Raw genomic sequence first — 25,824 nt, 5'->3', positions numbered from 1 at the left:
GGGATGCGCGGTGCCAGCTGGCACCGCGCCTCCCGTCTGTCGGTGGTGCCGTCTGCGACACTCGACCCATGTGGTCGTTCCGCAAGCGCCCCGAGACGGTGCCCTCGTTGCCGACGAACCCCGTGCTGCAGCAGATCGTGCAGCGGGGCGGCGACCTGTCCCAGCCGCGCGACTGGGTGCACTTCGTCTACTTCCCGGACGAAGGGTCCGCCAAGGCAGCCTCCGCGCGGATCGCGGCCGCCGGGTGGAACGTCGCAGTCAAGCCGTCGGGTGCGGAGTGGTACGTCGCCGCCGATCAGCAAAACGTGCTCGTCGACGACGCCCGACTCGGCGAGGCGGTGCGGTTCTTCGAAGGGATCACCGCGGAGACCTCCGGCGCGCAGTGGGACGGCTACGAGGCGAGCATCTAGATCGTCGTTTGCTGGCCTCGCCCGAACTCCTCGAGACGGGTCGCCGGTCGGCCGGGCTGCGCTGGGCCGTGCGCCCGGTCGAAGGCATCGCTCATCGTCGTGAGCGGCGGTCGGACCGTCACCGTCCATTCGCCGCTGTCGAATGCGTCGATGCGGACGACCAGGTTCGTCTCGTCGGTCAGGTCCGAGCCGGGGAGGTACCCGAGGAACTCGCCGTCGATGAGCTGCCATATGCTGTCAGCGATCTCCGTCGCCTCGGCGTGGCTGAGGATGAGCCCTGGTTCCTCTGCCGCGTTGACGCGGCGTTCGAGCGGGAGCGCCTCGACCAACTGGTCAGGGGACGTGACGGCGTACAGCGTCGTGAGGACCCAGACGAGCTCGGGTGAATCGAGCTCTGAGAAGAACTGGACCAGATCGGGCAGCACGATGTGATCAGCGGGGATCGTGTACGTGACCATCTCGAGGTCGTTCGGCAACGTCGTGGTCATCCGGTCTCCTCTGTTGTCTCGACCTGTGGCGAGAAGCCGCCCACGCTCATGGCAGCGAGGACGTCGGTCCTGCCCGGCGTGAACGCGATGATCGCGACTGCGGTGTCAGCCTGCACGGTGGAGAGCCCCGGCTGCGCGTCGCCGAGCGGTGCGAGCACACGGGCGAACTCGTCGAGCCCGCGAACGTCGGAGCCACTGTCGGCGGCCATCGTGTACTTCGTCAGGAAGGTCCGTGCCGTCGAAAGGGCGCCCTGTTCGAAGATGCGGACCCGGACCTCGGCCGGACACTGCGATGCCACCTCGAGCGCCAGTTCCGCCCCCGGGGCGTCTGATGCGCGCAGGCGCCTGCACAGCTCCTGGACGGTGATGTGGACGAGTCCGACGGAGCGGTCGATCGCCGTGGCAGCCACGAGCGTCCGGTCCGTCGCGCGCAACACGACCGTCACGAGTTCGTCGCCGTGCTCGACCTGACAGATCAGGACGAGCTCGTCCCCGAGGGCTTCGAGTGGGTCGATGAACGGTACGAGGTTCGGCTCCTGCTTCGAGTAGGTCCGCCGGATGACGGCTGCGAACGAGCGTGCGGACACGTCGGAGACGAGCACCTCCGCGTCCGATCCCACTGCGGCGAGGACATCGACGACACGATCTGGCAGGTCCACAGTCGTTCCGTTGGTGACCGCTCGGAGATGGTGGGCCGAGATGTCAGGGGGCGCGCCCGTCACCGTCGGATCTCCGCGGACGAAGGGCTGTGTCGGTACCGGACCTCGTCGTCGGGCAGGGCATCGATGTCGACCCGTGCTCGCCCCGGTTCGCTGTAGTGCCAGGACGGACCTCGGCGGTTCGACCAACCTTCGAGCAACGCACCCGAGGCGAACCGGATGGCGATCCGCGAGCCCGTGACTACACCGTCCGACACGACCTCGGTGTGCAGCGCGAGGAGGGCGAGCAGGGAGGGTTTGTCACCGGGATCGTGGAACGCGTGCTCCCCGTCGGAGCCGGTCAGCGCGAAGTCGGTCTCGAACCGGAGCGACGCACCGCTCGAGAAGCGGATCGTCACGTCGGATTCGATGCCGATGAAGTCGACGGTGTCGCCGGCGATGTCCAGCGCGAAGGGTGGACCCGGAACCCGCACCCTCAGGGCTTCTTCCGCACCGGGGCTCGTACTGCCCTCTGGCGGATCGACACGAACCGGATGCCCCTTCGACCCAGAGCCGTGCCAGGACTCGAACTCGCCGTCCGGACCGGCGACGAGGGTCTCTCCGTCAGCGAAGACGAGCGTGAGCGTGTCGCCCTCGACGGATCGCCGGACGAGTTCTGTGCCGAACAACCGCAGGATGGGGAGCAGCGAATCCTTGCGCTCCGGATCGACGACCACGCTGCCCCGGGATCCATCCGTGACGGTGAACGCAGATTCGAGCTGCACGCTTGCGCCGTCGGTGAAGCGCAGGTCGAGCCGGAAGTCGACGCCGATGAAGTCGAGCGTGACCGCGCCCTCGACGGTCGCCAGAGCGCCACCGGGCATCGCCGTGACAGCGACCATGATCGTCCCCTCGTACGGATTGCTGTTCAGGAGCTGCTCTCGCTGCATCGCTTACTCGTGCTTCTCACGGCCAGAAGATTGGGTAGCACGGTCCGCAAGACCGACGGACCGAAGGCGGATTCGAGCTGCTGAAACAACTCTCGACCGTCTTCGGCCGCAGTCAGATCAGGGTGTCACGCGTTGTCATGTGCGATTGTGCGACACCGGTTCCCAGAAGACTTGCCAATTCCTTCGACGGGTTGATTATTGTTTCGTCGATAACCACGGTCGCAGTCGTGCTATCGAAGAAATCGATGCGAACGACCGGGGCGAAGGTTTCTGGATTGCCGGTCGTGAGGTGGCCCAGGAACTCACCGTCGATCATCTGGTCACACCACCGAACGATTTCCAGCATCTCGCCATGCGTCACCCACAGCCCCGGTTCGTCGCTTTGGGTGACCTTGCTCTCCAACTCAAGGACATTCAATCTCGACCCGGGTATCACTGTCATCCATAGGTCGGTTAGTAACCAACGCAAAGGTGGCGGATTGATCGCGTTGTACACATTCGGGAACGTTATTGTCCCCACGGGTGCGGAATAAATTGGACGTTGAAATAGAATCATTCGAGCTCCGGTAGGGGCTCAGGATCGCCCCGTTGGGCAGTGCCGCCGGTCGGATTAGGTACTGCCCTGTGTTGGTGTGGATTGGTGTGCAGATCAGGGTTATTATGGTCCGTGAAGTCAATGGTGCGCACAACCTCCCCATTATTGGCGAATTCTCTCGCTTGTGGGTAGGGCTCCTTGCGGCTCTTGCGCCACCCCAGTTGGGTATGGGGAAACTCAGAGTCAGGGAGGTCGTTGCCCACACCATCCCGTGGGAGGGGGCGCCGTGGGAACCACTGGCCGTCGGGAACCACCCTCACCTGAGGCGTTTCGTCGCCGAGCTTCGCTACGGACGTCGGCAGGTGCACCTTCGACATCGTGCCGCCGGTGGCCGCCGACGTCGCCGCACCCTCGGCTGCGTTCCGGAGCAGGCCACCGGGGGTCACCGGCTGGCCGCTCACGGCGTAGTTCGCGACGTTCTCGACCGCGCCCTCGGCGGCGTTGCCGAGCAGGTGCTTCCCGATCAGGGCACCGGCACCACCGCCGACCGCACCGAAGGCCCCGCTGACGGCGACCTGGCCCCAGTTCACCTCGCCGGTGGTGGCCTTCTGGATGATGGTGTCGGCACCGGCGCTGATGAGCATCATGCCGACCGGACCACCCACCCCGGTGGCGACGAGCACCCCTCCCGCGACGACCATGGCTCCACCGGCGACGTACTCCCAGTTGCCCGCGAACCAGTCGCCGGTGGCCGCGGCGGCACGGGCGAGCGGACCCTGTTCGGCCGCCGCGTAGGCCTCCAGCTCGGCGTCGGTGACCGGCGCGAGTCCGAGCGGGTCGATGGCGTGCAGCGGATCGTTGCCGGCGAACGAATACGGGGCGCCCGCCCAGGCTGCTCCCGCGGGCGCGGTGACCGGGTCGACGGACAGGAAGCCGCGCGACGACGAGTCGTAGGCGCGGGCGCCCATCCACTCCAGGCCGGCGACCTGCAGCGAACCGTCGGCGCCGAGTGCGATGCCGCCGGGCAGGCCGGAGCCGCCGAGGTCGACGAGCGTCTGCCACGGGTCGGCGTCGTCGGCTGCTCTCGTGGTGCGCCGACCGCTCGTGGTCCAACCGTCGTCCACCCCGGTCAGGCCGCCGGGAGCGCGGACGACCGGTGTGTCACCGACAGCGAGGAGCGTCGGCGCGAACGCGGCGGTGTCCCAGTCGATCGAGACGCCGTCCACCTCGGCGAGTTCGCCGAGGGCGTCGACGTGCAGGTCCGTCGTGGTGCTGCCTGCCGCGGTGGTCTCCGCCACCCCGATGAGGTGACCCTGCGGGGTCCAGCCGTACGTGGTCGTCATGCCGTCGGCTCGGAGCGCCTGCACCCGACGACCAGCGCCGTCGTAGGCGTACTCCACCTCGGGCAATCCGTCCGGAGCGTCGACCCTGCTCAGCTGTCCGGCGGCGTCGTACGTGAACCGTCGGGCCCCGGAGTCCGTCCGTTCCTCGACCAGGCGACCCGCCGCGTCGTAGACCCAGCCCGTGCGACTGCCGTCCTGGACGGACGCCACCAGCTGCGCGGCATCGTCGTGCTCGTAGGTGGTGCTCCCTCCGGGTCCGTCGACCCGGGTGATGCGCCCGTCGGCGTCGCGTTCGATCGTGCTGGCGTACGTGCCGTCCGCGTCGATGCGCGCGTGGCGGACCACGTGTCCGTTCGCGTACTCCCAGGTCTGCAGCTGATCGCCGGCGCGGGCCTGCAGGAGCCGCCCCGCCGCGTCGTGCTCGTACCGGACCTCGCCGAAGGCCGAGTGGTCGACGCGAACGACCCGCCCGGTGGCGTCGTGCTCGTACCGGGTCGTGGACCCGTCAGGGGACTGCACCGAGGTGCGGAGTCCGTCGGCATCGTCGGTCCACCGGGTCTGGCGCGCGCCGGTGGCACGGCGGACGAGCTGGCCCAGTCGGCTGAACTCGAGGACGTGCGTGGCGGGGGAGTCGGGACGGGTCTCGTCGGTGATCGTCACCGTGCGAGCACGCGCATCGCGGTCGATGCGGCCGATCAGCCGATCGCCGGCGTACTGCGCGGATTCACGACCGGCCGCGTCGTACTCCCACCGCAGGACGCTGCCGTCCGGGTCCGTCTGGGTGAGCTGGCGCCCGGCCGCGTCGTAGGTCGCCGTCGTCGTGCGACCGAGCTGATCGGTGGACGAGGCCACCTTGTCGAGCTGCGTGTACGTGCGGAAGGTCACCCCACCCAGCGGATCGACGGTACGGACGAGGCGCCCACGCTGGTCGTACTCGTACCGGGTGGTGCCGCCAAGCCCGTTCACCGCGGCGACGAGTTGCCCGGCGGCGTCGTAGCGGAAGGTCCGCTGGCCGAAACGGGTGTCGCGCGCCGACACGACCCGACCCACGCGGTCGTACCGGTACCGCACGGTGCCAACTCTGGGGACGTCGGCGTGGACGACCCGACCCTGGCGGTCGTACTCGGTCCGGGCGACCTCGCCGGTCGGCAGGGTGCGCGCGACGACCCGCGAATCCGCGTCGTAGGTCAGCGTGGTGCGTGCGCCGGCCGGGTCGATCGCGCTGACCGGGCGACCGCAGGCGTCGTACTCGTACCGGGTGGTGCGGCCCGCCGGCGTTGTGACGGCGACGACCCGGCCGGCGAGGTCACGATCGATTCGGGTGAGCCCACCGTCCGCGTCGACGAGTTCGACCGGTCGGCCACAGGCGTCGTACGTCGTGAGCTCGGCGGACGCGTCCGCGTGCTCGAGCCGGGTCGGACGACCGAACTCGTCGGTCGTGACGGACACGGCGTCGAAGGCGTCGCGGACCGTGGAGACGCCGTCCGCGCGCGAGCGCCCCACCTCGGTGCGGACACCGGTCGGGTCGACGGTGGCGCCGAGCGCTCCGATCGGGTCGTACTCCCGCGTCCACGTGCCGCCGGCCGGGTCGACCACCGCTTCGAGCCGGGAGAGCGCGTCGTGCACGAACGCCCACTCGGCACCGTCGGGCAGGGTCATCGATGACACGTTGCCGAACGCGTCGAAGTCCTTCGTGACGACGCGACCGAGCGGGTCGGTGGTCGACACGACCTCACCGTGCTGGCCGTACGTGATCTCTGTGCGCGCGCCGGTGGGGTCGATCGTCGCGGTGACCCGCCCGCCGTCGCCGTGCTCGAACCGCCACAGCCCGCCGTCCGGGTCCTCGCGTGCGGTGAGCAGGCCGGCGCCGTCGTACCGGTACCGCGTGCGGTTGCCGAGCGGTGTGACGGCCTCGACGATCCGGCCTCCGGCGTCGCGGACCAACTGCGCGGTGTCGCCGACGGCGTTCTCGACCCCGATGAGCTCACCGGACGCATCGTGGTGGAAGGCGACGACGACGCCCATCGGATCGGTCGTCCCCACGAGCAGGCCGTCCCGCCACTCGAGCAGCGTGCGACCGCCGACAGGGTCGATGACGACGGAGGGGTTCCGGTCGTCGCCCGCGTACTCGTACTCGACGACCCCGCCGTTCGCGGTGACCACCGTGGTCATGCGGTCCTGCTCGTCGTACCCGAAGGTCAGATCGGCGCCCTCCGGCGTCACGGTCCGGACGCGCCGTCCCCGCTCGTCGTACCCGTGGACGGTCACCTGCCCGTCGCGCTCGGTCACCGAGACGAGGTTGCCGTGCGGGTCGTACGACATCGACTGACGCCGCCCGTCGGTGTCGATGATCCCGACGACCCGACCCTTCCGGTCGGCGATCCACGTGTTGGAGTGGTCGCCGTCGACGTCGGAGACCGAGGTGACGCGGCCCGGCAGGTACGCGAACCGCACGCGCCGCCCGAACGGCGTGCGCTGCTCGGTGACGCGCCCCCGGGCGTCGTAGGTGTTCTCGCACTCGACGACCCCCGTCGCAGCGGTCACCCGGTCGATCAGGCCGTCCGCGTTCCAGCGGTACCGGCGACGCCCGACCGCATCGGTCGCCCGGACCAGCTGACGACCGTCGTCGTAGTGGTACTCGACGCGTCGGCCGTCCGACGCCGTCGCCGAGGCGACCCGATCGCCGGTGTACTCGATGTCGATGAAGCGACCGAACACGTGCGCGAGCCGCGTGACCAGGTCCTGCTCGTCGCGGCGCACCGTCACCTCGGTACCCGGTCCGCGACCGCTGCTCAGCCACAGTCCGGACGGCGTGAACGTCCAGCGACCCCCGGCGTTGTCCTGGACGACCAGCGAGTCTCGCTCGGCCCGGAGCCACAGGTCCTCGCCGACGCCGCGGCTCCACCCGTCCCCCTGCCGCGGGAAGTCGACCTGCCGACCGTCGTCCAGCACGACCGAGGCAGCATCGTCGCTGACCTCGAGCCGGATGTCGAGGATCGAGGACCACCCGAGCCCGAACACCCCGACGCGGCCGTCGAGCGAGTTGTACATCCGGGTGAGCCGGAGCGACGCCGCCTGCCCGGCGAACGACAGGTCGGTCTCGGGCTCGAGGAAGTTGCCGGTAGCGGTGTTGACCGGGTCGTCGGCGAACCCGTTCGTCGGGGGCGTCCCCATCGCCGAGAACGGCCCGATGGTGAAGTCGTCACGTCCGGCGTCGATCCCCGCCGAGGACAGGGCCGCCGCGATCGCCGCGTCCGACAGCGTCGCGGGCGCTGCACCAGCACCGGCGGCCTCGAACTGCGCTGCGACGGTGCCCGCCCAGTCGGCGTCCTGCCCGTTCGCCGTGAGCCAGTCGTTGACGGCGGTCAGCAGCGACTGGGCGTTCAAGGTGCCCCAGCACGGGTTGCACTCGGCCTCGTAGTCGCTCAGGGCGTTGCGGAACGTGGAGACGGCACCCGACAGGTCGGAGTCGAGCGTGCGCGTGTTCGCCTCGAAGGAGCGGAGGTCTGCGGGGACGGCCGACGACGTCCCACCGCTCGTCCCACCGCCCGCGGGGATCTCCCGCCCCTTGACGCTGACCTCGTCCGCCTGCAGCCGCGGCTCCGGTTCCGGCTCCGGCGGCTTCGGGTCGTCACCGCCACCGAACCACGTCGAGACCTCGTGCCCGGCGGCGACGAGCAGGTTCTCTTCGCGTTCACGCTTGCGGGCGTCCCACGCCTTCGCCTGCTTCCGCCGGTCGTCCTCGTCCTTCGCGGCGTCGCGGAGTTCCTGCACGAAGCCCGACAGGCTCTGCAACGACTCGACGAGCTTGGTCGCGCTTCGGGCACCGATGTCGGCGTTGTCGGCGAAGACCTCGGAGAAGTACCCCCGGAACTCCGCACTCGCCGTCGTCACCGACGACGACCGCGACCCGGACTGGCCGCCGATCGACGACGCGAGCGCCGTCGAAGCCGATTTGAGCGTGTCCGCCGCGCTGTACGAGTAGCCGGTGGATCGTTCCCGTGGATCTTCGCCATCGTCAATTCCCCCCATGGTGCTGACCGGCCCATCCTGTCACGGCCAGCCACTGAAATGCCAGAGGACCGCATGCATCCGAAAGAAGGAACGGACGGGAGGCGCGGTGCCAGCTGGCACCGCGCCTCCCGTCCGTCACGTGCTCGTGTCTACGCGACCGCCGCCTGCACCTGCCGCTGGACGCGTCCGAGCATGCCCACCATGCCGCGGATTCGCAGCGGGCTGACCGCCTCGGACAGGCCGATGGTCAACGGGTAGTCCGTCGGGACGGCGAGGACCTGCTCGACCGTCAGGCCGGACAGGCCCTGCGCCAGGATCGAGGCGAAGCCGCGCGTGGTCGGTGCCTCCCGCGGGGCGGCGGCGTGCATCCGGACGACGTCCGGGGCGTCGCCGTCCTCGCCCACCGTCACGGTGATGAAGACGGGGGACTGGCACTCCTCGACGCGTTCGAGCTCGTCCTCGTGCCCCTGCAGGCGTTCGGGCAGCGCGGGCAGCTCGTTCGAGAACTCGAGCAGGAGCTGCAGGCGGTCCTTCTGGCCCAGGGCGAGGAAGTCGTCACGGATCTCAGCGAGGGTGGCGGGGATTGGTGCGTCGGTGCTGGCGTTCATCGGTTCGGAACAGTACCCGGCTCGGATCCCTGCACGATGGGGACGCGGACGGCGCTGCCCCACTCGGTCCACGAGCCGTCGTAGTTGCGGACGTTGTCGTAGCCGAGCAGGTGCTGCAGGACGAACCAGGTGTGGCTCGAGCGCTCACCGATGCGGCAGTAGGCGATGACCTCGTCGGCGTCACCGATGCCGGCGCCGTCGCGGTAGACGGCGTCGAGCTCGTCGCGTGACTTGAAGGTGCCGTCGGGAGCTGCGGCCGTCGCCCAGGGGATGTTCACGGCGGTGGGGACGTGGCCGCCGCGCAGCGCGCCCTCTTCCGGGTAGTCGGGCGCCGTCGTGCGCTCCCCGCTGTACTCCGGGGCGCTCCGGACGTCGATGAGGGGCTTGCCGAGATGCGCGAGGACGTCCTCCTTGAAGGCGCGGACGGTCTCGTCGTGGCGCTCGACCACGGGGTAGTCGACGACCGTGACCGGGGTCTCGTCGGTGGTCAGGGCGCGGTCCTCGGCGATCCATTTGGCGCGGCCGCCGTCGAGCAGGCGGACGTCCTCGTGGCCGAACAGGGTGAAGACCCAGAGGGCGTACGCGGCCCACCAGTTGTTCTTGTCGCCGTAGATCACGACGGTGGTGTCGCGGCCGATGCCCTTGCCGCCGAGGAGCTCGGCGAACGCGGCGCCGTCGATGTAGTCCCGCTGGACCGGGTCGTTGAGGTCCGTGTGCCAGTCGATCTTCACGGCGCCGGGGATGTGTCCGGTCTCGTAGAGCAGGACGTCCTCGTCGGCCTCGACGACCACCAGGTCCGGGGCACCCGCGCCCGCGTCCAGTTGCTCCTGCAGCCACTCGGTGGAGACGAGGCGCTCCGGGTGCGCGTAGGCGGCGAACTTCTCGGACGGGTCGACCGGTGCGGTCATCGGGGGTACCTCCAGGGGATGCGGGGGAGCGCGGTGCGGGCGCCGGACTAGGATCGGTCGTCGGTGCCTGTGGCAACGGTACGCGGACGTACCGTGCCCCTGACGCAACGTGACACCGCACGACATGCTTCCCGGAAGGGCGTCCCGATTGTCAGCTCACCTCGTCGACCGTGACCCGCAGGTGACCCCGCAGCAGATGGCTGCGGCGCTCGTGCCTCCGCCCCAGTTCACGGACGCGTCCTTCGACTCGTACCGGCCGGACCCCGACTACGCCTCGCAGGCGTCGGTCCGCGATGCCGTCGCTGCGTTCGTGGCCGCCGGTCCCGTCGACACCCCTCGGCGCGGCCTGTTCGGGCGCCGGAAGCAGGCGGCGGAGCCGACCGCGAAGTCCGGCGTGTACCTGGACGGCGGCTTCGGCGTCGGCAAGACCCACCTGCTCGCCGCGGCGTACCACGCGGCCACCGGGCGGAAGACCTTCGGCACCTTCATCGAGTACACCGCGCTCGTGGGTGCGCTCGGGTTCCAGGGCACGGTCGACCTGCTGCGGGGGACCGCCCTGGTGTGCATCGACGAGTTCGAGCTCGACGACCCGGGCGACACGATGGTCATGACGCGGCTCATCAAGGAGCTGACCGAGACCGGCACCCGGTTCGCCGCGACGTCGAACACGCCCCCGGGCGCGCTCGGCGAGGGGCGCTTCGCCGCGCAGGACTTCCTGCGCGAGATCCAGGCGATGTCGGACCGGTTCGACACCATGCGCATCGACGGGCTCGACTACCGTCGTCGAGCGGTGGACGAGTCAGCGCAGGTCGTCGCCGACGTCGCAGCCGCGCTGCCGTCCGGGACCGTCACGCTCGACGACTTCGGCGCCGTGGTCGCGCACCTCGGCTCGGTGCACCCGTCGAAGTACGTCGCCCTGGTCGAGGACCTCGACGCCGTCGGGCTGACCGACGTCCGCGGGTTCACCGACCAGACCGACGCGCTGCGTTGGGTCGCCCTGGTGGACCGGCTGTACGACGCGCAGGTCCGGATCGTCGCCTCGGGCACGCCGCTCGACCAGGTGTACCCCGACGCGATGCTCGAGGGCGGGTACCGCAAGAAGTACCTGCGGGCGGCGTCCCGCGTGGTGGCGCTCACCCGAGCCTGACCGGCGCCCGATCTGCTCGCTGTCCCGGACTGATCTGTCCACCGCTGTCTCCTGCCCCCTGTGCAGGGGACATCGGGCCGGTCGAAACACGACGTTTACAAAGGGCGCGGTCGCGTTACATCCGCGAAACACTTCGTGCCCCCTCGTGAAACGTCCCGTCGCCAGACTCGGTGGCACCCGAGGCGGTCCAAGAGCCGCTCGTGCAATCGAGAGGTGAACACATGCTTGATCAGGGGAACACGACCTTCGTGTTGGTGATGGCGGCGCTGGTGTTGTTCATGACACCCGGCCTGGCCTTCTTCTACGGCGGCTTGGTGAAGGCCAAGTCCGTCATCTCGATGATGATGATGTCGTTCGGTGCGATCGCGCTCGTGAGCGTCCTGTGGGTGGTCTACGGCTACGCGATCGCCTTCGCCAACCACGGTGACGGCACGGCGGTCTCCGGTGTCGTCGGGTTCTTCAGCATCGACTGGAACCAGATCGGCCTCGGCCAGGCCTTCGAGGAGGCGCAGTCCTCGGACATCCAGGCGGCGTACCCGTCGATGGCCTTCGTCGGCTTCCAGGCGACGTTCGCGATCATCACCGTCGCGCTCATCTCCGGTGCCATCGCCGACCGCGCCAAGTTCGGCGCGTGGATGGTCTTCGCCGGCGTCTGGGTCACGGTCGTCTACTTCCCGGTCGCCTCGTGGGTCTTCAACCTGACCTCCGGCTGGGCCGCGACGTGGGGCGTCATCGACTTCGCCGGTGGCACCGCGGTGCACATCAACGCCGGTGCGGCGGGCCTCGCCCTGGCGATCGTCCTGGGGAAGCGCGTCGGCTTCGCCAAGGGTGCGCACAAGCCGCACAACCCGCCCTTCGTCCTGCTCGGTGCCGCGATCCTGTGGTTCGGCTGGTTCGGCTTCAACGCCGGCTCCGAGGGCGCCGCTGACGGCATCGCCGCGATCGCCTGGGTCAACACCCTGGCCGCCCCGGCCGCCGCGATCCTGGGCTGGCTGCTCATCGAGAAGCTCAAGGACGGCAAGGCCACGTCCGTGGGTGCCGCCTCGGGTGCCGTCACCGGCCTCGTCGCGATCACCCCGGCGTGCGCCAACCTCACCCCGGGCTGGGGCATCCTGCTCGGCTTCGTCGCCGGCATCATCTGCTGCTTCGCGATCGACTGGAAGTACCGCCTGGGCTTCGACGACTCGCTCGACGTCGTCGGTGTCCACCTGGTCGGCGGCATCGTCGGCACGCTGTACCTCGGCTTCTTCGCCAACGAAACCGGCCTGATCTACTCGGGTTCGTTCGAGCAGCTCGGCAAGCAGGCCACCGCGGCCCTCGCCGTCGGCATCTACTCCTTCGTCCTGGCGTTCGTCATCGGCTTCATCATCGAGAAGACGATCGGCTTCCGCGTCAAGACCGAGGACGAGGTCGCCGGCATCGACACCGCCGTCCACGGTGAAGAGGGCTACGTCCTCTACGAGCAGAGCGACGACACCCCGGTCAACGCCCGGTAGTCATCCGCACCACCCGCACGACGACGGGCCCCGCGCACACAGCAGCGCGGGGCCCGTCGTCGTGTCGTCGGTCGCGTTCTCGACGTGACCACGGACTGGAGGCTCCCCACCGGTCACGGCCGGTCCGCCGCTGGCGCGTCGGCCCGGAACCGGCGGGCGGGGGCCCAGGTGCGGGTCCGACCCGCACCGCGCCTCCCGTCAGACGGTCGCGTCAGCGACCCGCTGGTTGCGCCAGGGACGTCACCACGCGTAGTCCTCTGGCGACGTCTCGTGCCCCGGGAAGATCTCGTCGAGCCGGTCGAGCGCACGCTGGTCCAGGCGGATGTCGACGGCGCGGACGGCGGACTCCCACTGCTCCATCGTGCGCGGACCGGTGATCGGGGCCGTCACGCCCGGCTGGTGGAGGAGCCAGGCGAGCGCGAGCTCGCCGGGGGTGTGGCCGAGCTCCTTCGCGAACGACTCGTACGACTGCAGCTGGTCGCGGTGCGCGTCGACGTACTCGGCGCTGCGGCCGGACAGTCGGCGGGAACCGTTCTCCGTCTTCTCGATGACACCGCCGAGCAGGCCGCCCTGCAGCGGCGACCACGGGATGACGCCGAGTCCGTACGCGCGCGCGGCGGGCAGGACCTCGCGCTCGATGTCGCGGACGACGAGGTTGTAGATCGACTGCTCGCTGACCAGGCCGAAGGTGTTCCGGCGCTTCGCGGCCTCCTGCGCCTGAGCGATGTGCCAGCCGGCGAAGTTCGACGAGCCGACGTACAGGACCTTGCCCTGCTGCACGGCGACGTCGACGGCCTGCCAGATCTCGTCCCACGGGGTTGCACGATCGACGTGGTGGAACTGGTAGAGGTCGATGTGGTCGGTCTGCAGTCGCTGCAGGCTGGCGTCGAGGGACTGCCGGATGTTCAGAGCGCTGAGCTTGCCACCGTTCGGCCAGTCGATCATCTCGCCGTAGACCTTGGTGGCCAGGACGGTCTTCTCGCGACGGCCACCACCCTTGGCGAGCCACCGTCCGATGATCTCCTCGGTGGCACCCTTGCCGACCGAGCCGCCATAGCCGTTCGCGGTGTCGAAGAAGTTGACGCCGAGCTCGTGGGCCCGGTCCATGATCGCGTGCGAGTCGTCCTCGCTGGTCTCCGGGCCGAAGTTCATCGTGCCGAGGACGGCGCGGGAGACGGACAGTCCGGTGCGACCGAGGTGTGTGTAGTCCATGGCATCGGTCTACTCGTGACGCGCTGGGGGAACCAGGCCCTGGGAGTACCGGTCGGGGTGGCGGGAGTAGGCAGGGGACGTCGACCGAGAGGAGCCACCGATGCCAGCCGAGAACGAGATCCCGAGCACCCTGCAGCGATCCCCGGAGCACGCGCAGGAGATCTTCACCGCAGCGCTCGATTCGGCCAATGAGTCCTACGGACCAGGAGAGCGGGCACGCCGCACCGCGTTCGCCGCGGTCAAGCACGAGTACGAGAAGATCGGCGACCACTGGGAGGAGAAGGAGTCCTCCGGCCCGTCCGACTCCGGTGCCGCCGGCTCCCGAGGTTCCGGTAACACCGAAGGTGGCGTCGACGCGAAGGCGTCCAAGGCGCACCTGATGGACGTCGCCAAGCGTCTCGACATCAGCGGCCGCTCGAAGATGGACAAGGACGAGCTCGTCGCGGCGATCAGAAGAGCGAACGACCGGGCGACGGCTGCCGCGCGGAAGTGACGGTGCTGATCGCTCGGATGCCCCGATCGGCATGTGGGGCCCGGGTGAGGGGGTAACGTGCCGACGGTGAACATCCCAGCACTCCGCGGCAGCCGGATCCTCGGGTTCGGACACCACCAGCCCGAACGCGTCCTGACCAACGACGAGCTCTCGACGATCGTCGACACGAACGACGAGTGGATCCGCACACGCACCGGAATCCAGACCCGACGGATCGCCGGCCCCGACGACACCGTCACGTCGATGGCGATCGAGGCCGGACGACGCGCCCTCGCCGACGCCGGCGTCTCACCGACGTCGGTCGGCCTGGTCATCGTCGCGTCCACCACCCACCAGGACCGCGCGCCCTACACGGCCGGTCGGGTCGCCGCCGCGCTCGGCATGACGAACGGCCCCGCGCCGATCGACATCAACACCGCCTGCAGCGGCTTCGAGTACGCGCTCGGGCTTGCCGACCAGTCGATCCGTACCGGTTCGGCCGACGTCGCCCTGGTCATCGGGTCCGAGGTCCTCTCCGGCATCGCCGACTGGACCGACCGCTCGACCTGCGTGCTCGTCGGTGACGGAGCCGGTGCCGCGGTGCTCGGCGTCGCAGAGACCCCCGAGATCGGACCCGTGTCGTGGGGGAGCGTGCCGCACCTGCTCGACGCCGTCCGGGTCGAAGGGGCACCCGGTCGCTTCAACCAGGAGGGCCGCTCCATCTACCGCTGGGCGATCACCGAGGCGGAGGGCCACGCCCGGGCCGTCGTCGAAGCCGCTGGGCTCACCATGGACGACATCGAGGTGTTCGCGTTCCACCAGGCGAACCTGCGGATCATCGAGCCGCTCGTCACCGCGCTCGGTGGGGAGTCGAAGTTCGTCATCCGCGACGTCGTCGAGTCCGGCAACACCTCGGCCGCGAGTGTGCCGCTCGGGCTGTCGAAGGCCTGGGAGCGCGGGGACCTGCCCGAGGGGGTGCCGGCGCTGCTGTTCGGGTTCGGCGGTGGCTTCGCGCACGCCGGACAGGTCGTCACGACGCCGGTGCGGTCCTTCTAGCTGCTCGCCACAGCGGCGCCGCGGCCGCTCAGCGTTGCGCCGCGGGGTCCTCGTGGTCGGATTCGGTCCAGAGGTCCTCGTCCTTGCCCGCCCCACGCTTCCAGGGCAGCGCTCGGCGGGTCTTCTCCGCCGCCGGCGTCACGGTGAGCACGATCGGGAACTGCGCCGGCGGCAGGCCGAACCCGGTCCGCGACGCCTGGATGACCTTTCGCCCGAGCGCGTGGTTCCCGAAGCCACCGACCGCCGCACCGATCCCGAAGGGCAGGGCCCGGCCGAGGACCGAACCGCCCTGACGGATCGCGAAGCGCTTGACGAACTGATCGCGGACCTGGCCGCCGATGCCGTTCACGACCTGCTTCGGCAGCGACGATGTCACCATCTCGCCCCAGAACGCCGTCCGGGCCTGACCACCGGCGGCCTGACCGGCGAGCTGCTTGACGAGCTGTGTGCCCGGCGCGCCGAGGATCATCGCCATCACCAGGGTGCGGGCGCGCTCGGGGTCGTCCAGGGCGATGCCGTGCACCTCGGTCACCGACTGGGCGAACAGTGCCGTCGTCTCGAGGAACCCGACGGTCTCGGCACCGCTCAGGCTGAGGGCGGCTGCCATCCCGACGCCGGGGATCACCGCGCTCGCACCCACCGCCGCACCGCCGGTCGTCACGGCTGTCAGGTACTGCCGCTCCAAGATCTGGATGATCTCGGCAGGGGTCGCATCGGGCTTCCGGCGACGGAGCGCGTTGACGTGCGCGACGACGACGGGTCGCTGCACGCTGATGACGCGGTCGAGCCACTTCGCCCATCCGCTGGGCTGCAGTTGCTGCGATCGAGGGGCGGACGTGGTGGGGGAGACAGGTGCGGTCGGCAGGGGCACGATCGGCTGGTCCTTGGGGGTGCGGGCCATGGCTTCACCGTACGCCGGGCATGTGGGAGGCTCGCTGGGTGGACATCGACCAGTCGCAGCGAGCCCTCGACGACGTCCGTGCCGCGGCCGGGTTCCTGCCCGTGCACGAGGTCGCCGCGCTCGCACCGGAGGTCCACGTGCTCGACCCGGGGTCCGTGCTGATCGGACCTGGTGTCTCGCTGCTGCCCGGGGCCGTGCTGTACCCGACGACGACGCTCCAGACCCGAGACGGCGGCTCGATCACGGTCGGTGCCGGTGCGCGCCTCGGTCCGGGACCGGTCACCGTGGTCGCGACCGGCGCTGTGGTCCGCATCGGCGACCAGGCCGAACTCGGTCCGGGCGCGGTGACGGTCGTCGCGAACGGGTTCGACGTCTCCATCGGACGCCGTGCACGGCTCACCGGCGGCTGTCTCGTCGAGGGACCCGCCAGCATCGGCACGGGCGCCCAGGTGCTCGGGGCGGTCTCGGTTCGGAGCGTGGACCTGGCCGACGGTGGCGATCACCATGAGTCCGATCCGGACCACCGCGGCGGCGTGGTCAAGGGCGTCGGACCCGTGCGAGGGGAGCACGTCGGGGTCGGCGAGGTGGTCGTCGGCGGGGCTCGTTCCGGCCCGCTCGTCGTCGAGCGCCAGCGGACGTACCACCCGGAGGCACCGCGACGGCCTCGCTGACCGCCCGTCACCGGCACGGGACACCCGCTCGTCGGAGCGCTGCCCGGACACGATCCGGGTGCATGAGATCCGACCAGGAGAGCCGCACGACGGCACGGACGCCGGGGAACGACCGGATGAAGTCCTCTCGCCGTTTCTCGCGCCAGTGCGCGTCCGCCGTCGACCGGCCGGCGAGCATCCCCGGGTCCTCGTACTTGCCGCGGCCGTCGACCTCGACCACCACACCGTGCTCCGGGAACCAGAAGTCCACGACCGCCGAACCGGACCCGGGCCGCGCGAACACGTGTTGCTGCACGGGATCCGGGACACCGAGTTCGCGGAACCGCACCCGACACACCGACTCCGCCGGCGACCCCGACAGCGCCGACCCCATCCCCACGGCGATCCCGGCCTTGGTGCAGGCGGAGGTAAGGGATGCGTGTTCTGTGTCCAGCGTCTCGCGATCAGTCAGCCGGCGGGAGAGCACGGCGTCGACGACCGGGAGCGCCTCGAGCAAGGAGCGAGTCGCGGCGACGTCGATCGTGGTCCTCGCCGCAGTCGTCGTGGGTATCGCGTCCTCATCGGTCAGGACTGCGGGCGGCCGCCTCTGCGAGCCGTGCCGGACGAACCACGCCGTGACACGGGTGTGCGTCGTGGTCGGATCGGCGAGGTGCACCTTCGGCGGTGCCGCCCCGACCAGCGGGAGACCGAGTACGGCGCACGCGGACTGGTGCGACACGACGTCGGTCTCGCGGATCCGGTGCACCGACGCCCGGACGGCGACGTGGTGCTGTTCGCCGGGGTGCAGTCCCTCGAGCGCACCGAAGCGGACCAGGACACCGGGTCGGAGCCGTTCGTACCGGCCTCGGCGTACGTCACGCTCGAGCGCACGGCGTTCCGCGGCGGTGGCACCCGTCGTCCGGATGAGTTCGACGTCGTTCGCCCTGGTCATGCCACCAGGCTCGCCGAACTCCGTCGTCCGGCACTCGTCGGACGCCGATCTGTGGAGAGTCCGGCGTCACCGATGACCTGTGCAGGACCGACCACTGCCCGTGCGTGTGCATGTTCCGACGATCCACGCGGAGAACGACTCGTGTCGTGTCGGAACATGCACACGCAACTTCTACGTGTGCATCTTCCGACGATCCACGCCGGGAATGACTGGTGGAATGTCGCAGAACGGGTGCCCCCGACCGACCCCCGCCGCCACCTACACCCGCGCGAGCTCCGCCCGCAGCGGCAGGTCCTGCTCCTCGAGGATGACCTGCGCCCCCGCGGCCGTCCGCGCGTTCACGACGATCGGCGCGAGCAGGTTCACCGTCGTGCCGGACGCACCGGGGTTCGCGACCACGAGCAGCATGGCGTCGGCGGGGTCGGTCAGTCCGAGCCCGGCGGCCTGCTCGTCCGTCAGCTCGGGCGCGTACGACGGCAGGTGCACCGCGGCATCGAGCAGGAACAGCCGCGCGTCGTCCCCGACGAGCGTGAAGAGCCCCTCGGCCCCGGACACCGGCGTCAGCGTGAACTCGGGCGCGGCGGACAGCCCGAACGGCGGGACGGCGAAGGTCAGGGAGATGCTCATCGGAGGTAGTCCATCAGGGTCGGCTGCAGGACCTTCGCGGTGACGGCGAGGGCTGCCTGGTAGTTGGTCTGCTGCACCTGCAGGTCGAGGACGGCCTTCGCGAGGTCGATGTCCTCGATCCCGGCGCGTCGGCTCTCGAGCGACACGGTCGCCGACTTCAGCGAGTCCTGGGCGGCGAGCGCGGCCGCGTGCCGCACACCGACGTCGGCCTGGGCGCCGCGGACGGCCCGGAGCGCGCCGTCGACGTCGCCGATGCGTGCGTTCACGTTCACCCCGTTCTGCAGGTCGCTGACGATGGAGTCGATCATGCCGAACACCGAGTCGTCGCCGGAGCCGAAGACCGCCGCGCCGGAGGTGTCGACGCGCACCGTGGTGCCGTCCCCGACCCGTCGCGACACGTCCGTGCCGGACGTGGCCCAGCCCGTGGCCGGATCGTACGCGGCCGCGGCGGTTGACGACCCCGCGAAGACCGAGCGGGTGCCGTAGGTCGTGTTGGCCCGCGCTTCGAGATCGGACTTGAGCGACCGGAACTGCGTGATCAACGCGTCGCGGTCGGTGTCGTTCAGGGTGCCGGTGTTCGCGGCCTGCACAGTGAGGTCGCGGACGTTGTTGAGCACCGAGTACACGCTGGACAGTGCGCCGTCGGTGGTCGCGAGCCAGGCGACGGCGTCGTTCGCGTTGCGGGAGTACTGCGCAGCCGCGGCCTGCTCCCTGCGCACCTGCATCGAGGACACGGTGCCGGCGGGGTCGTCCGACGGCTTCTGGATGGCGCGCAGCGTGGTGGCCTGGTCGGTGAGCTCGGCGACCCTCGCGGCGCCGGCCTGCAGCCGGGCCGTGGCCGCGGCCATCGACATCTGGGTGGTGACACGGGTGATCACGATCAGCTCCTCCCGACGAGTCCGACGTGGTTGATGATGGTGTCGAGCATCTCGTCGACGGCGGTCAGGACGCGTGCCGCGCCCTGGTACGCGTGCTGGTAGCTCAGCAGGTTGACGTTCTCCTCGTCGAGGTCGACGCCGGCGCTCGACTGCTGCTGGTTCTGCGCGTTGGTCAGTGCGAGTCCGGTCAGCGTCGATTCCGACGTGGCCGACCTGGAGGCCGTGCCCACCCCCGCCACGAACGTCGCCCAGGCCTGGTCGGCGCCGTCGGACGACGCCCCGAGTCGCGAGAGCGCGTCCGCGAACGAGTCGTCGAGTTCCCCCGCCGCATTCCGCGTGGCCAGACCGCTGGCGTCCGTGGGGACGACGCTGAGGGCCTGTGCTGCGGGGACACCGGCGGCGAGTGCGAAGAACGGGGAACCGGTCGTGCCGGCCGGGGTGGTCCCGGAGGCGTGCAGGGCGTTCACGGTGGTGGCGAGCCGGGTGGCGACGGCGTCGTAGGACGCCGATGCCTCGGCGAGGGCACCGCCGGTGCCGTTGCCGGAGCTCGGGGCCAGGACGGCGAGCGCGCCGCCGATCGATCCGCCGCTCAGGCCGACCGCGCCCGCGGTGCCCGACGTCCACGTCAGGGTGACCGCTGCGCCGTCGGCGAGTCGCTGCCCGCCGCCGAGCGTGACGGACCGGGCGTCGGTGCCCTGCACGAGCGGGTTCCCGCCGAGCAGGACGTCGACGGTGCCGTCAGCGTTGGTCCGGGTGGTGCCGCCGGCGAGCGAGGCGATCTGCTGGGTCAGCTGGTCGCGCTGGTCGAGGAGCTCGTTCGCGGTGCCCCCCGATGCCAGGGCGGTGCGGATACGGCCGTTCAGGTCGGCGACCTGCTTCGCGGCGTCGTTGAGCTGTGCGACCTGGCCGGTCAGGGTTCCGCGTACCGAGGACCACTGCGCGTCGACGGCCTTCGAGCCGGCGGCCAGGGCTGAGGCGACGGTGCCGGCGGCCCCGAGCACCGCGCCTGCGGCTCCGGGGTCGTCGGGGTGGCTCGCGAGCTCGCCCCAGGACGACCAGAAGGCGTCGAGCTCGGCGCTGAGGCCGTCCTCGCCCGGTTCGTGCAGGCCGGTCTCCAGGGCGGAGAGCGCGGTGGCCCGGGCATCGGCGTAGGCGGACGAACCGGCGGCGACACGGACACCGGCGTCGAGCGTCAGGGAGGCGAGCCGGGCGATCCCGTCGACCGAGACCCCCTGACCGGCGAGGGCCGCGGTACCGCGCACGAAGCCCGTCTGGGTGGCGGGGATCGAGTTCTGCGTGACCCGCTGCCGCGTGTACCCGGCGGTGCCGGCGTTCGCGATGTTCTGGCCGGTGACGTCGATGCCGGCACGGGCAGCGGCGAGCCCCGAGTAGGCGGTCGCGAGGGATCCGAAGGTGCTCACCACGGTGCTACAGGGTCCCCTCGAACAGGCGGGCGCCGTCGGAGCCGGAGCCCGACGTGCCGCTGGCGTCGTAGGTTGCTGCGCCGGTCACGGTCCCCGCGAGGGTCTCCTCGGTGGCCTGCGCTGCAGCCCGGAGGAACCGGTCGTTCTCGTCGCGGAGGGCACCGATCTGGGTGGTCAGTTCGACCATCGCGGTGAGGTGCGCGGTGAGGATCTCACCCCAGGGGCCGTCCGGTGCTGCGGCGACGACCTCGCGCAGGGGAGCGTCGGCGAGGACGCCCCACTCCTCGGCCACCTCGGCACTCTGCGCGGCGCGCTCGAGTCCGGTGCTGCGGAGGCGATCGAGGACCTGCTCGACCTCGCGGCTGGCGTGGGACACCCAGCGGGAGCGGCCCGCGGTGAGCAGGAGCTGCTCCTCCTCGAGCTTGAAGGTGAGCAGTTCGAGCAGCTCGCGTTCACGCCAGAGCACGGCGGACAGGTCGTTCACGCTCATCAGCTCCTCCCAGGGTGCGGGGTGGTCGGTTCCGTGGGTCCACCATCCGGCGGACACCGAGACCTATCGACCCGACGCCCTGCGACGTAAGCACCTGTCGGACGCGATGCCGGGGATGGACGTGAGTCGTGCCTCCAGTCCGATCGGAAACGTCCCCCACCGGGGGACAAGAACGTGCCTTCCCGAGGACGAGTCCCCCCAAATGCCGACCGGGATCGCCCCATGACACCCCCGCATTGGGGACGGATGAGCACCCGTTCAGCGCATTGCCAGCCGATACATTCAGAACGCACCCCGGGGGACACCGGAACCGCGTCGGAACGACGGGGCGTGCACCGCTCGGAGGGAACCGGGCGGTTCTTCGGCGTACGCACCGGCCGTCCGAGGCCGGCGTTCGTCGCGCCCACGGACGGGTGAGCCGACACAGCCGCACCAGGTCGACCAGGGGATCAGCATGGACCGCACCGAACGCAACGCGATGATCGTGGAGCACCTCCCACTCGTGGGCTACATCGTCGCCGACGTCCGCTCCCGAGCCACGCACCTCGACCGCGACGACCTCGCGTCGGTCGGGTCGCTCGCGCTCGTCGCCGCCGCCGACGCCTTCGACCCCACGCTCGGCGTCCCGTTCGGTGCCTACGCCCGGACTCGCATCACCGGTGCCATCGCCGACGACATGCGCTCGGCCGACTGGGCCTCCCGCGGCACCCGGAAGCGCATCCGCGCCGCCCTCGCAACCCAGGAGGCGCTGTCCGCGCGACTGGGGCGGAGCGTCGGCGTGCAGGAGATCGCCGACGCGATGGGCGTCGACCGCCAGACCGCCGCAGACGCGATGAGCGACGCGGCCCGCACCGTGGCCCCGCTCGACGAGACCGTGCACGACCTGGTCGCCGCGGACCTGCCGCTGCCCGGGGACGACCTGCTCGAGACCGAGAAACGCCGGTACCTCCGCGCGGCGGTCGAGGCGCTGCCCGAGCGGATGCGCTTCATCGTCGAGGCCGTGTACTTCGGTGACCGGTCGGTCACCGAAGTCGCCGCAGAACTCGGCATCACGCACTCCGCCGTGTCGCAGCAGCGCTCCGAGGCGATGCGCCTGCTGCACGACGGCCTCGCCGCGCACTACGGCGACGGGGTCGCCACCGAACCCGCGAGTCGCACGACGGCCGCGCGGCGCAGCGCCTACCTCGCGCGGGTCGCCACGAACGCCGCGGCAGGCGTGGCCCGTGCCGTGCACGACGCCGCGTCGGGACAGACGGTGGCGGCGAGCTGAGACCTCGGCGGGAGCATTTTCCGCCGATCCCCTAACGACTCGCGGCACCCGGTCGAGAGTCATCCATGTCAGCCCACGGACGGGCCGACGTACGACCCAGATTCACGGAGGAAACACCCATGGGTATGTCCATCAACACCAACCTCTCGGCACTCAACACGTACCGGAACCTCAACGCGACGCAGAACGACCTGTCGAAGTCCCTCGAGAAGCTCTCGAGCGGCCTCCGCATCAACCGTGCTGCCGACGACGCTGCCGGTCTGTCGATCTCCGAGGGGCTGAAGTCCCAGGTCGGTGGCCTCACGGTCGCCGCCCGCAACGCGCAGGACGGCATCTCCGTCGTGCAGACCGCTGAAGGTGGCCTCACCGAGACCCACTCGATCCTCCAGCGCATGCGCGACCTGGCCGTCCAGGCCGGCAACGACTCGAACAACGAGGACTCGCGCAAGGCGATCACCACCGAGGTCGGCGAGCTCACCAAGGAGCTCACCCGCATCTCGGAGTCGACCAACTTCAACGGCATCAACCTGCTCGACGGCTCTGCCGGCACCGCGGGCGTCCTGAAGTTCCAGGTCGGCGCGAACGGCGACGCGGCGAGCCAGATCGACGTCGACCTGTCGAAGTCCAACGTGGAGTCCGTGTCGACCGCGGTCGGCGCGCTCACCTTCGACTCGGCGACGAACGCTCAGGCCGCCATCACGGCGATCGACGAGCAGATCAAGTACGTGTCCTCGGCTCGTTCGAGCATCGGTGCTGTCCAGAACCGCTTCGACCACGCCATCAACGTGACGAACGTGGCCAAGGAGAACCTCACCGCTGCCTCCTCGCGCATCACCGACGTCGACATGGCGGAGGAGATGGTCAAGTACACGCGCGACAACATCCTCAGCCAGGCCGGCACCTCGATGCTCGCGCAGGCGAACCAGAGCACGCAGGGCGTGCTCTCGCTCCTGCGCTAGCGATCACGACGCCGTCCCCGGGCCCGATCGGGTCCCCGGGGACGGCGTCACCCTCCTGACCACCTCCACGACGCCAGGGAGTGTCGACGATGTCCTCGTCCGTGTCCTCGAGCACCAGCCTCGCGATCGACGGTCTGGTCAGCGGTCTCAAGACGACCGACCTCATCAACTCGCTGATGAGCGTCGAGGGGGTCCCGCAGACCCTGCTCAAGAACAAGCTCACCACCACCAACTCGTTCATCTCGTCACTGCAGACGATCAACGGCTTGGTGCAGGCCCTCGCGACCAAGGCGACGGACGCCGCGAAGGCGACATCGCTCGACCTGTTCACCGCCACGAGCTCGTCCGCCGGGGTCACCGCCGTGAGCGGCACGAACGCGAGCGTCGGCTCGCTCACGTTCACCGTCGGTGCAACCGCTTCGGCACAGGTCGGGGTGACCGCGGCCATGTCGACGTGGTCGGCTGTCGCCGAACCGATCACCCTGGTCGGTGCCGACGGCACGAAGACGACCCTCACCCCGGCGTCCGGGTCGCTCGACGACACCGTGTCAGCGATCAACAAGTCCGGCGCGGGGGTCACGGCGACGAAGGTCGCGGCAGGCACCGACACCGACGGCAACAAGCTCTACCGCCTGCAGCTCACGTCCGCGAAGACCGGGGCCGCCGGCACGTTCCAGGTCTACCGGGGCACCGGCGACCAGGTGACCGCGGGCACCGCCACGAACGTCCTGACCGAGGTCGGCGCGGCAGTCGTGGCGCAGGCGAAGGACGCCAGCGTCACGCTCTGGGCCGGCACCGCCGCCGAGCAGGTCGTCACGAGCGCGACGAACACCTTCACCGACCTCGTCCCCGGGCTCACCGTCACGGTGACGAAGCCGGCGACCGAGGCCGTCACGGTCGGCGTCGCGCAGGACACCGCGAAGGCGCAGGCCGTGGCCTCCGGACTGGTCGACGCGATGAACGCCATCTCGTCGTACTACTCGTCGAACACCGCGGTCACCAGCACGACCAGTCCCACCACGGGAACGACGAGCACCACCGCGGGCGTGCTGTCCGGTGACGGGACGACCCGCGATGCCGTGCAACGCCTGGCGAGCACGATGTCCGCCCCGGTCGACGGGAAGTCGCCGTCGTCGATCGGCATCTCGATCACGAAGGACGGCAGCTTCACCTTCGACGCCGAGGTGTTCCAGAAGGCCCTCGCCACGGACCCGAAGGGCACCCAGGCGATGCTCTCCGGCGTCGCGGCGAACGTCGGCGCCACCGCGACCGCCGCTTCCGACAAGTACGACGGCTCGATCACCACGAGCATCACGGGTCAGCAGGCCGTCGCAAAGGACCTGAACACCCAGATCGACAGCTGGACCGACCGGCTGACGATGCGCCGCGCTTCGCTCCAGACGCTCTACTCATCGCTCGAGACGAGCCTCAGCAAGCTCCAGTCGCAGTCCAGCTGGCTCGCCAGCCAGCTCGCCACGACCTCGAGCTGACGGGATCCCCCATGACCTTCGACTTCCAGGCCGCCGCCTTCCGCCAGGCCGCTCAGCCCCGCACCGTCACCGACCAGCGGCGCGCCCAGTACACGAACGAGGCCGTGCTCTCCGCGACCCCGGCCCAGCTCGTGACGATGCTCTACGACCGGCTGCTGCTCGACCTGCACCGCGCCGAGGCCGCGCAGATCGGCGCCGACTGGGAATCGGCGCGCGAGCAGCTCCTGCACGCCCAGGCGATCGTCGGCGAGCTGTCCAGCACGCTCCGGATCGACGTCTGGGACGGCGGCGAGGGCCTGCTCGCCGTCTACAACTACGCCTCCACCTCGCTCATCACCGCCAACGTCCACCGCGACGTGCAGGCCACGCGCGACTGCATCCGCATCCTCGAGCCGCTGCGCCAGTCGTGGCACGAGGCCGCGGCGTCGCTGCCCGCGGCGCCCACCGTGCAGCAGCCGACCGGGGGAGCCCTCGGTGTCGCCTGAGCAGGCCGACGCACGCGTCGGGGACCACGCCGCCTGGGAGGCCCTGCTCACGTCCCTCGAGCAGGACGCCGCCGGGCAGACGGCCGACCCCACAGCCGTGGCCGGGTGGTCGGAGCCGGTTGGGCTGGGACCGGTGCCGCGCGAGCTGGTGGGGCGGGCCTCCCGGCTGCTCGCCGCGCAGCGGGACCGCATGGCGGTGCTCGAGGCGGACCGCCGCTCGACGCTCGAGCACCTCGGTGCCCTGCGTGCCGTCGACGCCACGCGCGAGCCCCGCGGCTCCGTGTACCTCGACGCTTCCGCCTGACCCGCCCCCTCCGCACCAGTTCTGCGACAGAGCACTCGTCGATCGACGGGTGCTCTGTCGCGTTCCTGGTGTCGGCCCGCAGTCCGCACCGCCCCCCGTTCGGGGCGACGTCTAACG

25 protein-coding genes are annotated in these 25,824 nt (G+C 70.3%); 11 read left to right on the top strand and 14 right to left on the bottom strand.

From position 1 onward, the window contains the following. On the top strand, positions 1-410 hold a 410-nt coding region (locus ITJ56_RS10835; protein WP_228517497.1), incomplete at its 5' end, for a ribonuclease E inhibitor RraB. Here the strand turns inward: ITJ56_RS10835 and ITJ56_RS10830 are convergent. The 7 genes from ITJ56_RS10830 to ITJ56_RS10800 all read right to left on the bottom strand — a co-directional run bounded on the left by ITJ56_RS10830 (position 407) and on the right by ITJ56_RS10800 (position 9,894). Next, positions 407-898: a hypothetical protein gene (locus ITJ56_RS10830; protein ID WP_194630606.1), complete on the bottom strand. Its 492-nt coding sequence runs from the start codon at positions 896-898 to the stop codon at positions 407-409. The two genes, ITJ56_RS10835 and ITJ56_RS10830, sit on opposite strands and share 4 nt — an antisense overlap. Continuing rightward, on the bottom strand, positions 895-1,557 hold the full coding sequence (locus ITJ56_RS10825) for a hypothetical protein (RefSeq protein WP_194630605.1): 663 nt from the start codon (positions 1,555-1,557) through the stop codon (positions 895-897). Before ITJ56_RS10825 ends, ITJ56_RS10830 begins: the two co-directional genes overlap by 4 nt. Positions 1,558-1,616: 59 nt before the next feature. Then, complete coding sequence (locus ITJ56_RS10820; protein ID WP_194630603.1) at positions 1,617-2,486, bottom strand: DUF6188 family protein; 870 nt, start codon at positions 2,484-2,486, stop codon at positions 1,617-1,619. Positions 2,487-2,598: 112 nt separating this feature from the next. Beyond that, positions 2,599-2,982 carry a hypothetical protein gene (locus tag ITJ56_RS10815; protein ID WP_194630601.1) on the bottom strand — a complete coding sequence of 128 codons (384 nt, stop codon included), beginning with the start codon at positions 2,980-2,982 and terminating at the stop codon, positions 2,599-2,601. A gap of 56 nt (positions 2,983-3,038) precedes the next feature. Then, a complete protein-coding gene (locus ITJ56_RS10810) occupies positions 3,039-8,396 on the bottom strand; it encodes a DUF6531 domain-containing protein (RefSeq protein WP_194630599.1) in 5,358 nt (1,785 codons plus the stop codon). A 131-nt stretch (positions 8,397-8,527) separates the two neighbouring features. Then, positions 8,528-8,986 carry a SufE family protein gene (locus ITJ56_RS10805; protein ID WP_194630597.1) on the bottom strand — a complete coding sequence of 153 codons (459 nt, stop codon included), beginning with the start codon at positions 8,984-8,986 and terminating at the stop codon, positions 8,528-8,530. Further along, positions 8,983-9,894: a sulfurtransferase gene (locus ITJ56_RS10800; protein WP_194630595.1), complete on the bottom strand. Its 912-nt coding sequence runs from the start codon at positions 9,892-9,894 to the stop codon at positions 8,983-8,985. The genes ITJ56_RS10805 and ITJ56_RS10800 overlap by 4 nt, the downstream gene beginning before the upstream one ends. A gap of 124 nt (positions 9,895-10,018) precedes the next feature. Here ITJ56_RS10800 and zapE point away from each other — a divergent pair, with 124 nt between their 5' ends. Then, positions 10,019-11,041 carry a cell division protein ZapE gene (gene zapE / locus ITJ56_RS10795; RefSeq protein WP_194630593.1) on the top strand — a complete coding sequence of 341 codons (1,023 nt, stop codon included), beginning with the start codon at positions 10,019-10,021 and terminating at the stop codon, positions 11,039-11,041. Between the two features lie 221 nt (positions 11,042-11,262). After that, the gene (locus ITJ56_RS10790) at positions 11,263-12,537 is read left to right on the top strand and encodes an ammonium transporter (RefSeq protein ID WP_194630585.1); all 1,275 of its coding nucleotides are present in this window, start codon (positions 11,263-11,265) and stop codon (positions 12,535-12,537) included. A gap of 240 nt (positions 12,538-12,777) precedes the next feature. Here the strand turns inward: ITJ56_RS10790 and ITJ56_RS10785 are convergent, their stop codons facing one another. Next, the gene (locus ITJ56_RS10785) at positions 12,778-13,749 is read right to left on the bottom strand and encodes an aldo/keto reductase (RefSeq protein ID WP_194630583.1); all 972 of its coding nucleotides are present in this window, start codon (positions 13,747-13,749) and stop codon (positions 12,778-12,780) included. A 100-nt stretch (positions 13,750-13,849) separates the two neighbouring features. On the opposite strand from ITJ56_RS10785, the gene ITJ56_RS10780 reads away from it, so the two are divergent. Together ITJ56_RS10780 and ITJ56_RS10775 are read left to right on the top strand one after the other, a co-directional pair. Continuing rightward, the gene (locus ITJ56_RS10780; RefSeq protein ID WP_194630581.1) at positions 13,850-14,242 is read left to right on the top strand and encodes a ChaB family protein; all 393 of its coding nucleotides are present in this window, start codon (positions 13,850-13,852) and stop codon (positions 14,240-14,242) included. 66 nt (positions 14,243-14,308) lie between these two features. Further along, positions 14,309-15,277, top strand: coding sequence for a beta-ketoacyl-ACP synthase III (locus ITJ56_RS10775; protein WP_194630579.1), 969 nt, complete (start codon positions 14,309-14,311; stop codon positions 15,275-15,277). A 28-nt stretch (positions 15,278-15,305) separates the two neighbouring features. On the opposite strand, the gene ITJ56_RS10770 is transcribed toward ITJ56_RS10775, so the two are convergent. Continuing rightward, positions 15,306-16,178, bottom strand: a complete 873-nt coding sequence (locus tag ITJ56_RS10770) for a hypothetical protein (protein WP_194630577.1) — start codon at positions 16,176-16,178, stop codon at positions 15,306-15,308. A gap of 38 nt (positions 16,179-16,216) precedes the next feature. On the opposite strand from ITJ56_RS10770, the gene ITJ56_RS10765 reads away from it, so the two are divergent. Then, positions 16,217-16,849, top strand: coding sequence for a hypothetical protein (locus tag ITJ56_RS10765; protein ID WP_194630575.1), 633 nt, complete (start codon positions 16,217-16,219; stop codon positions 16,847-16,849). Positions 16,850-16,856: 7 nt separating this feature from the next. Here the strand turns inward: ITJ56_RS10765 and ITJ56_RS10760 are convergent, their stop codons facing one another. The 5 genes from ITJ56_RS10760 to ITJ56_RS10740 all read right to left on the bottom strand — a co-directional run bounded on the left by ITJ56_RS10760 (position 16,857) and on the right by ITJ56_RS10740 (position 21,199). Then, positions 16,857-17,780 carry a hypothetical protein gene (locus tag ITJ56_RS10760; RefSeq protein ID WP_194630574.1) on the bottom strand — a complete coding sequence of 308 codons (924 nt, stop codon included), beginning with the start codon at positions 17,778-17,780 and terminating at the stop codon, positions 16,857-16,859. 258 nt (positions 17,781-18,038) lie between these two features. Beyond that, positions 18,039-18,407: a flagellar assembly protein FliW gene (locus tag ITJ56_RS10755; protein ID WP_194630572.1), complete on the bottom strand. Its 369-nt coding sequence runs from the start codon at positions 18,405-18,407 to the stop codon at positions 18,039-18,041. After that, complete coding sequence (gene flgL, locus ITJ56_RS10750) at positions 18,404-19,285, bottom strand: flagellar hook-associated protein FlgL (RefSeq protein ID WP_194630570.1); 882 nt, start codon at positions 19,283-19,285, stop codon at positions 18,404-18,406. The genes ITJ56_RS10755 and flgL overlap by 4 nt, the downstream gene beginning before the upstream one ends. Before the next feature lie 2 nt (positions 19,286-19,287). Continuing rightward, positions 19,288-20,706: a flagellar hook-associated protein FlgK gene (gene flgK / locus ITJ56_RS10745; RefSeq protein ID WP_323749782.1), complete on the bottom strand. Its 1,419-nt coding sequence runs from the start codon at positions 20,704-20,706 to the stop codon at positions 19,288-19,290. A 7-nt stretch (positions 20,707-20,713) separates the two neighbouring features. Further along, the gene (locus ITJ56_RS10740; protein WP_194630566.1) at positions 20,714-21,199 is read right to left on the bottom strand and encodes a flagellar protein FlgN; all 486 of its coding nucleotides are present in this window, start codon (positions 21,197-21,199) and stop codon (positions 20,714-20,716) included. A gap of 454 nt (positions 21,200-21,653) precedes the next feature. Between ITJ56_RS10740 and ITJ56_RS10735 the strand changes: the two genes are divergently transcribed. From ITJ56_RS10735 to ITJ56_RS10715, 5 genes are all read left to right on the top strand, one after another. Further along, positions 21,654-22,469, top strand: coding sequence for a sigma-70 family RNA polymerase sigma factor (locus tag ITJ56_RS10735; RefSeq protein ID WP_194630564.1), 816 nt, complete (start codon positions 21,654-21,656; stop codon positions 22,467-22,469). Positions 22,470-22,588: 119 nt separating this feature from the next. Beyond that, positions 22,589-23,428, top strand: coding sequence for a flagellin (locus ITJ56_RS10730; protein WP_181420034.1), 840 nt, complete (start codon positions 22,589-22,591; stop codon positions 23,426-23,428). A gap of 89 nt (positions 23,429-23,517) precedes the next feature. Then, complete coding sequence (fliD, locus tag ITJ56_RS10725; RefSeq protein WP_194630562.1) at positions 23,518-24,918, top strand: flagellar filament capping protein FliD; 1,401 nt, start codon at positions 23,518-23,520, stop codon at positions 24,916-24,918. Positions 24,919-24,929: 11 nt separating this feature from the next. Beyond that, positions 24,930-25,403 carry a flagellar export chaperone FliS gene (gene fliS, locus ITJ56_RS10720; protein ID WP_194630560.1) on the top strand — a complete coding sequence of 158 codons (474 nt, stop codon included), beginning with the start codon at positions 24,930-24,932 and terminating at the stop codon, positions 25,401-25,403. Next, positions 25,393-25,707, top strand: a complete 315-nt coding sequence (locus ITJ56_RS10715) for a hypothetical protein (RefSeq protein ID WP_194630558.1) — start codon at positions 25,393-25,395, stop codon at positions 25,705-25,707. Before fliS ends, ITJ56_RS10715 begins: the two co-directional genes overlap by 11 nt. Positions 25,708-25,824 lie beyond the last annotated feature (117 nt).

Source organism: Curtobacterium sp. VKM Ac-1376 (genome assembly GCF_015351025.1).
In the GTDB taxonomy this organism is placed as follows: Bacteria; Actinomycetota; Actinomycetes; order Actinomycetales; family Microbacteriaceae; genus Curtobacterium.
Note: the sequence above shows the minus strand (reverse complement) of the source record. Positions and strands in the feature narration are given on the sequence as shown.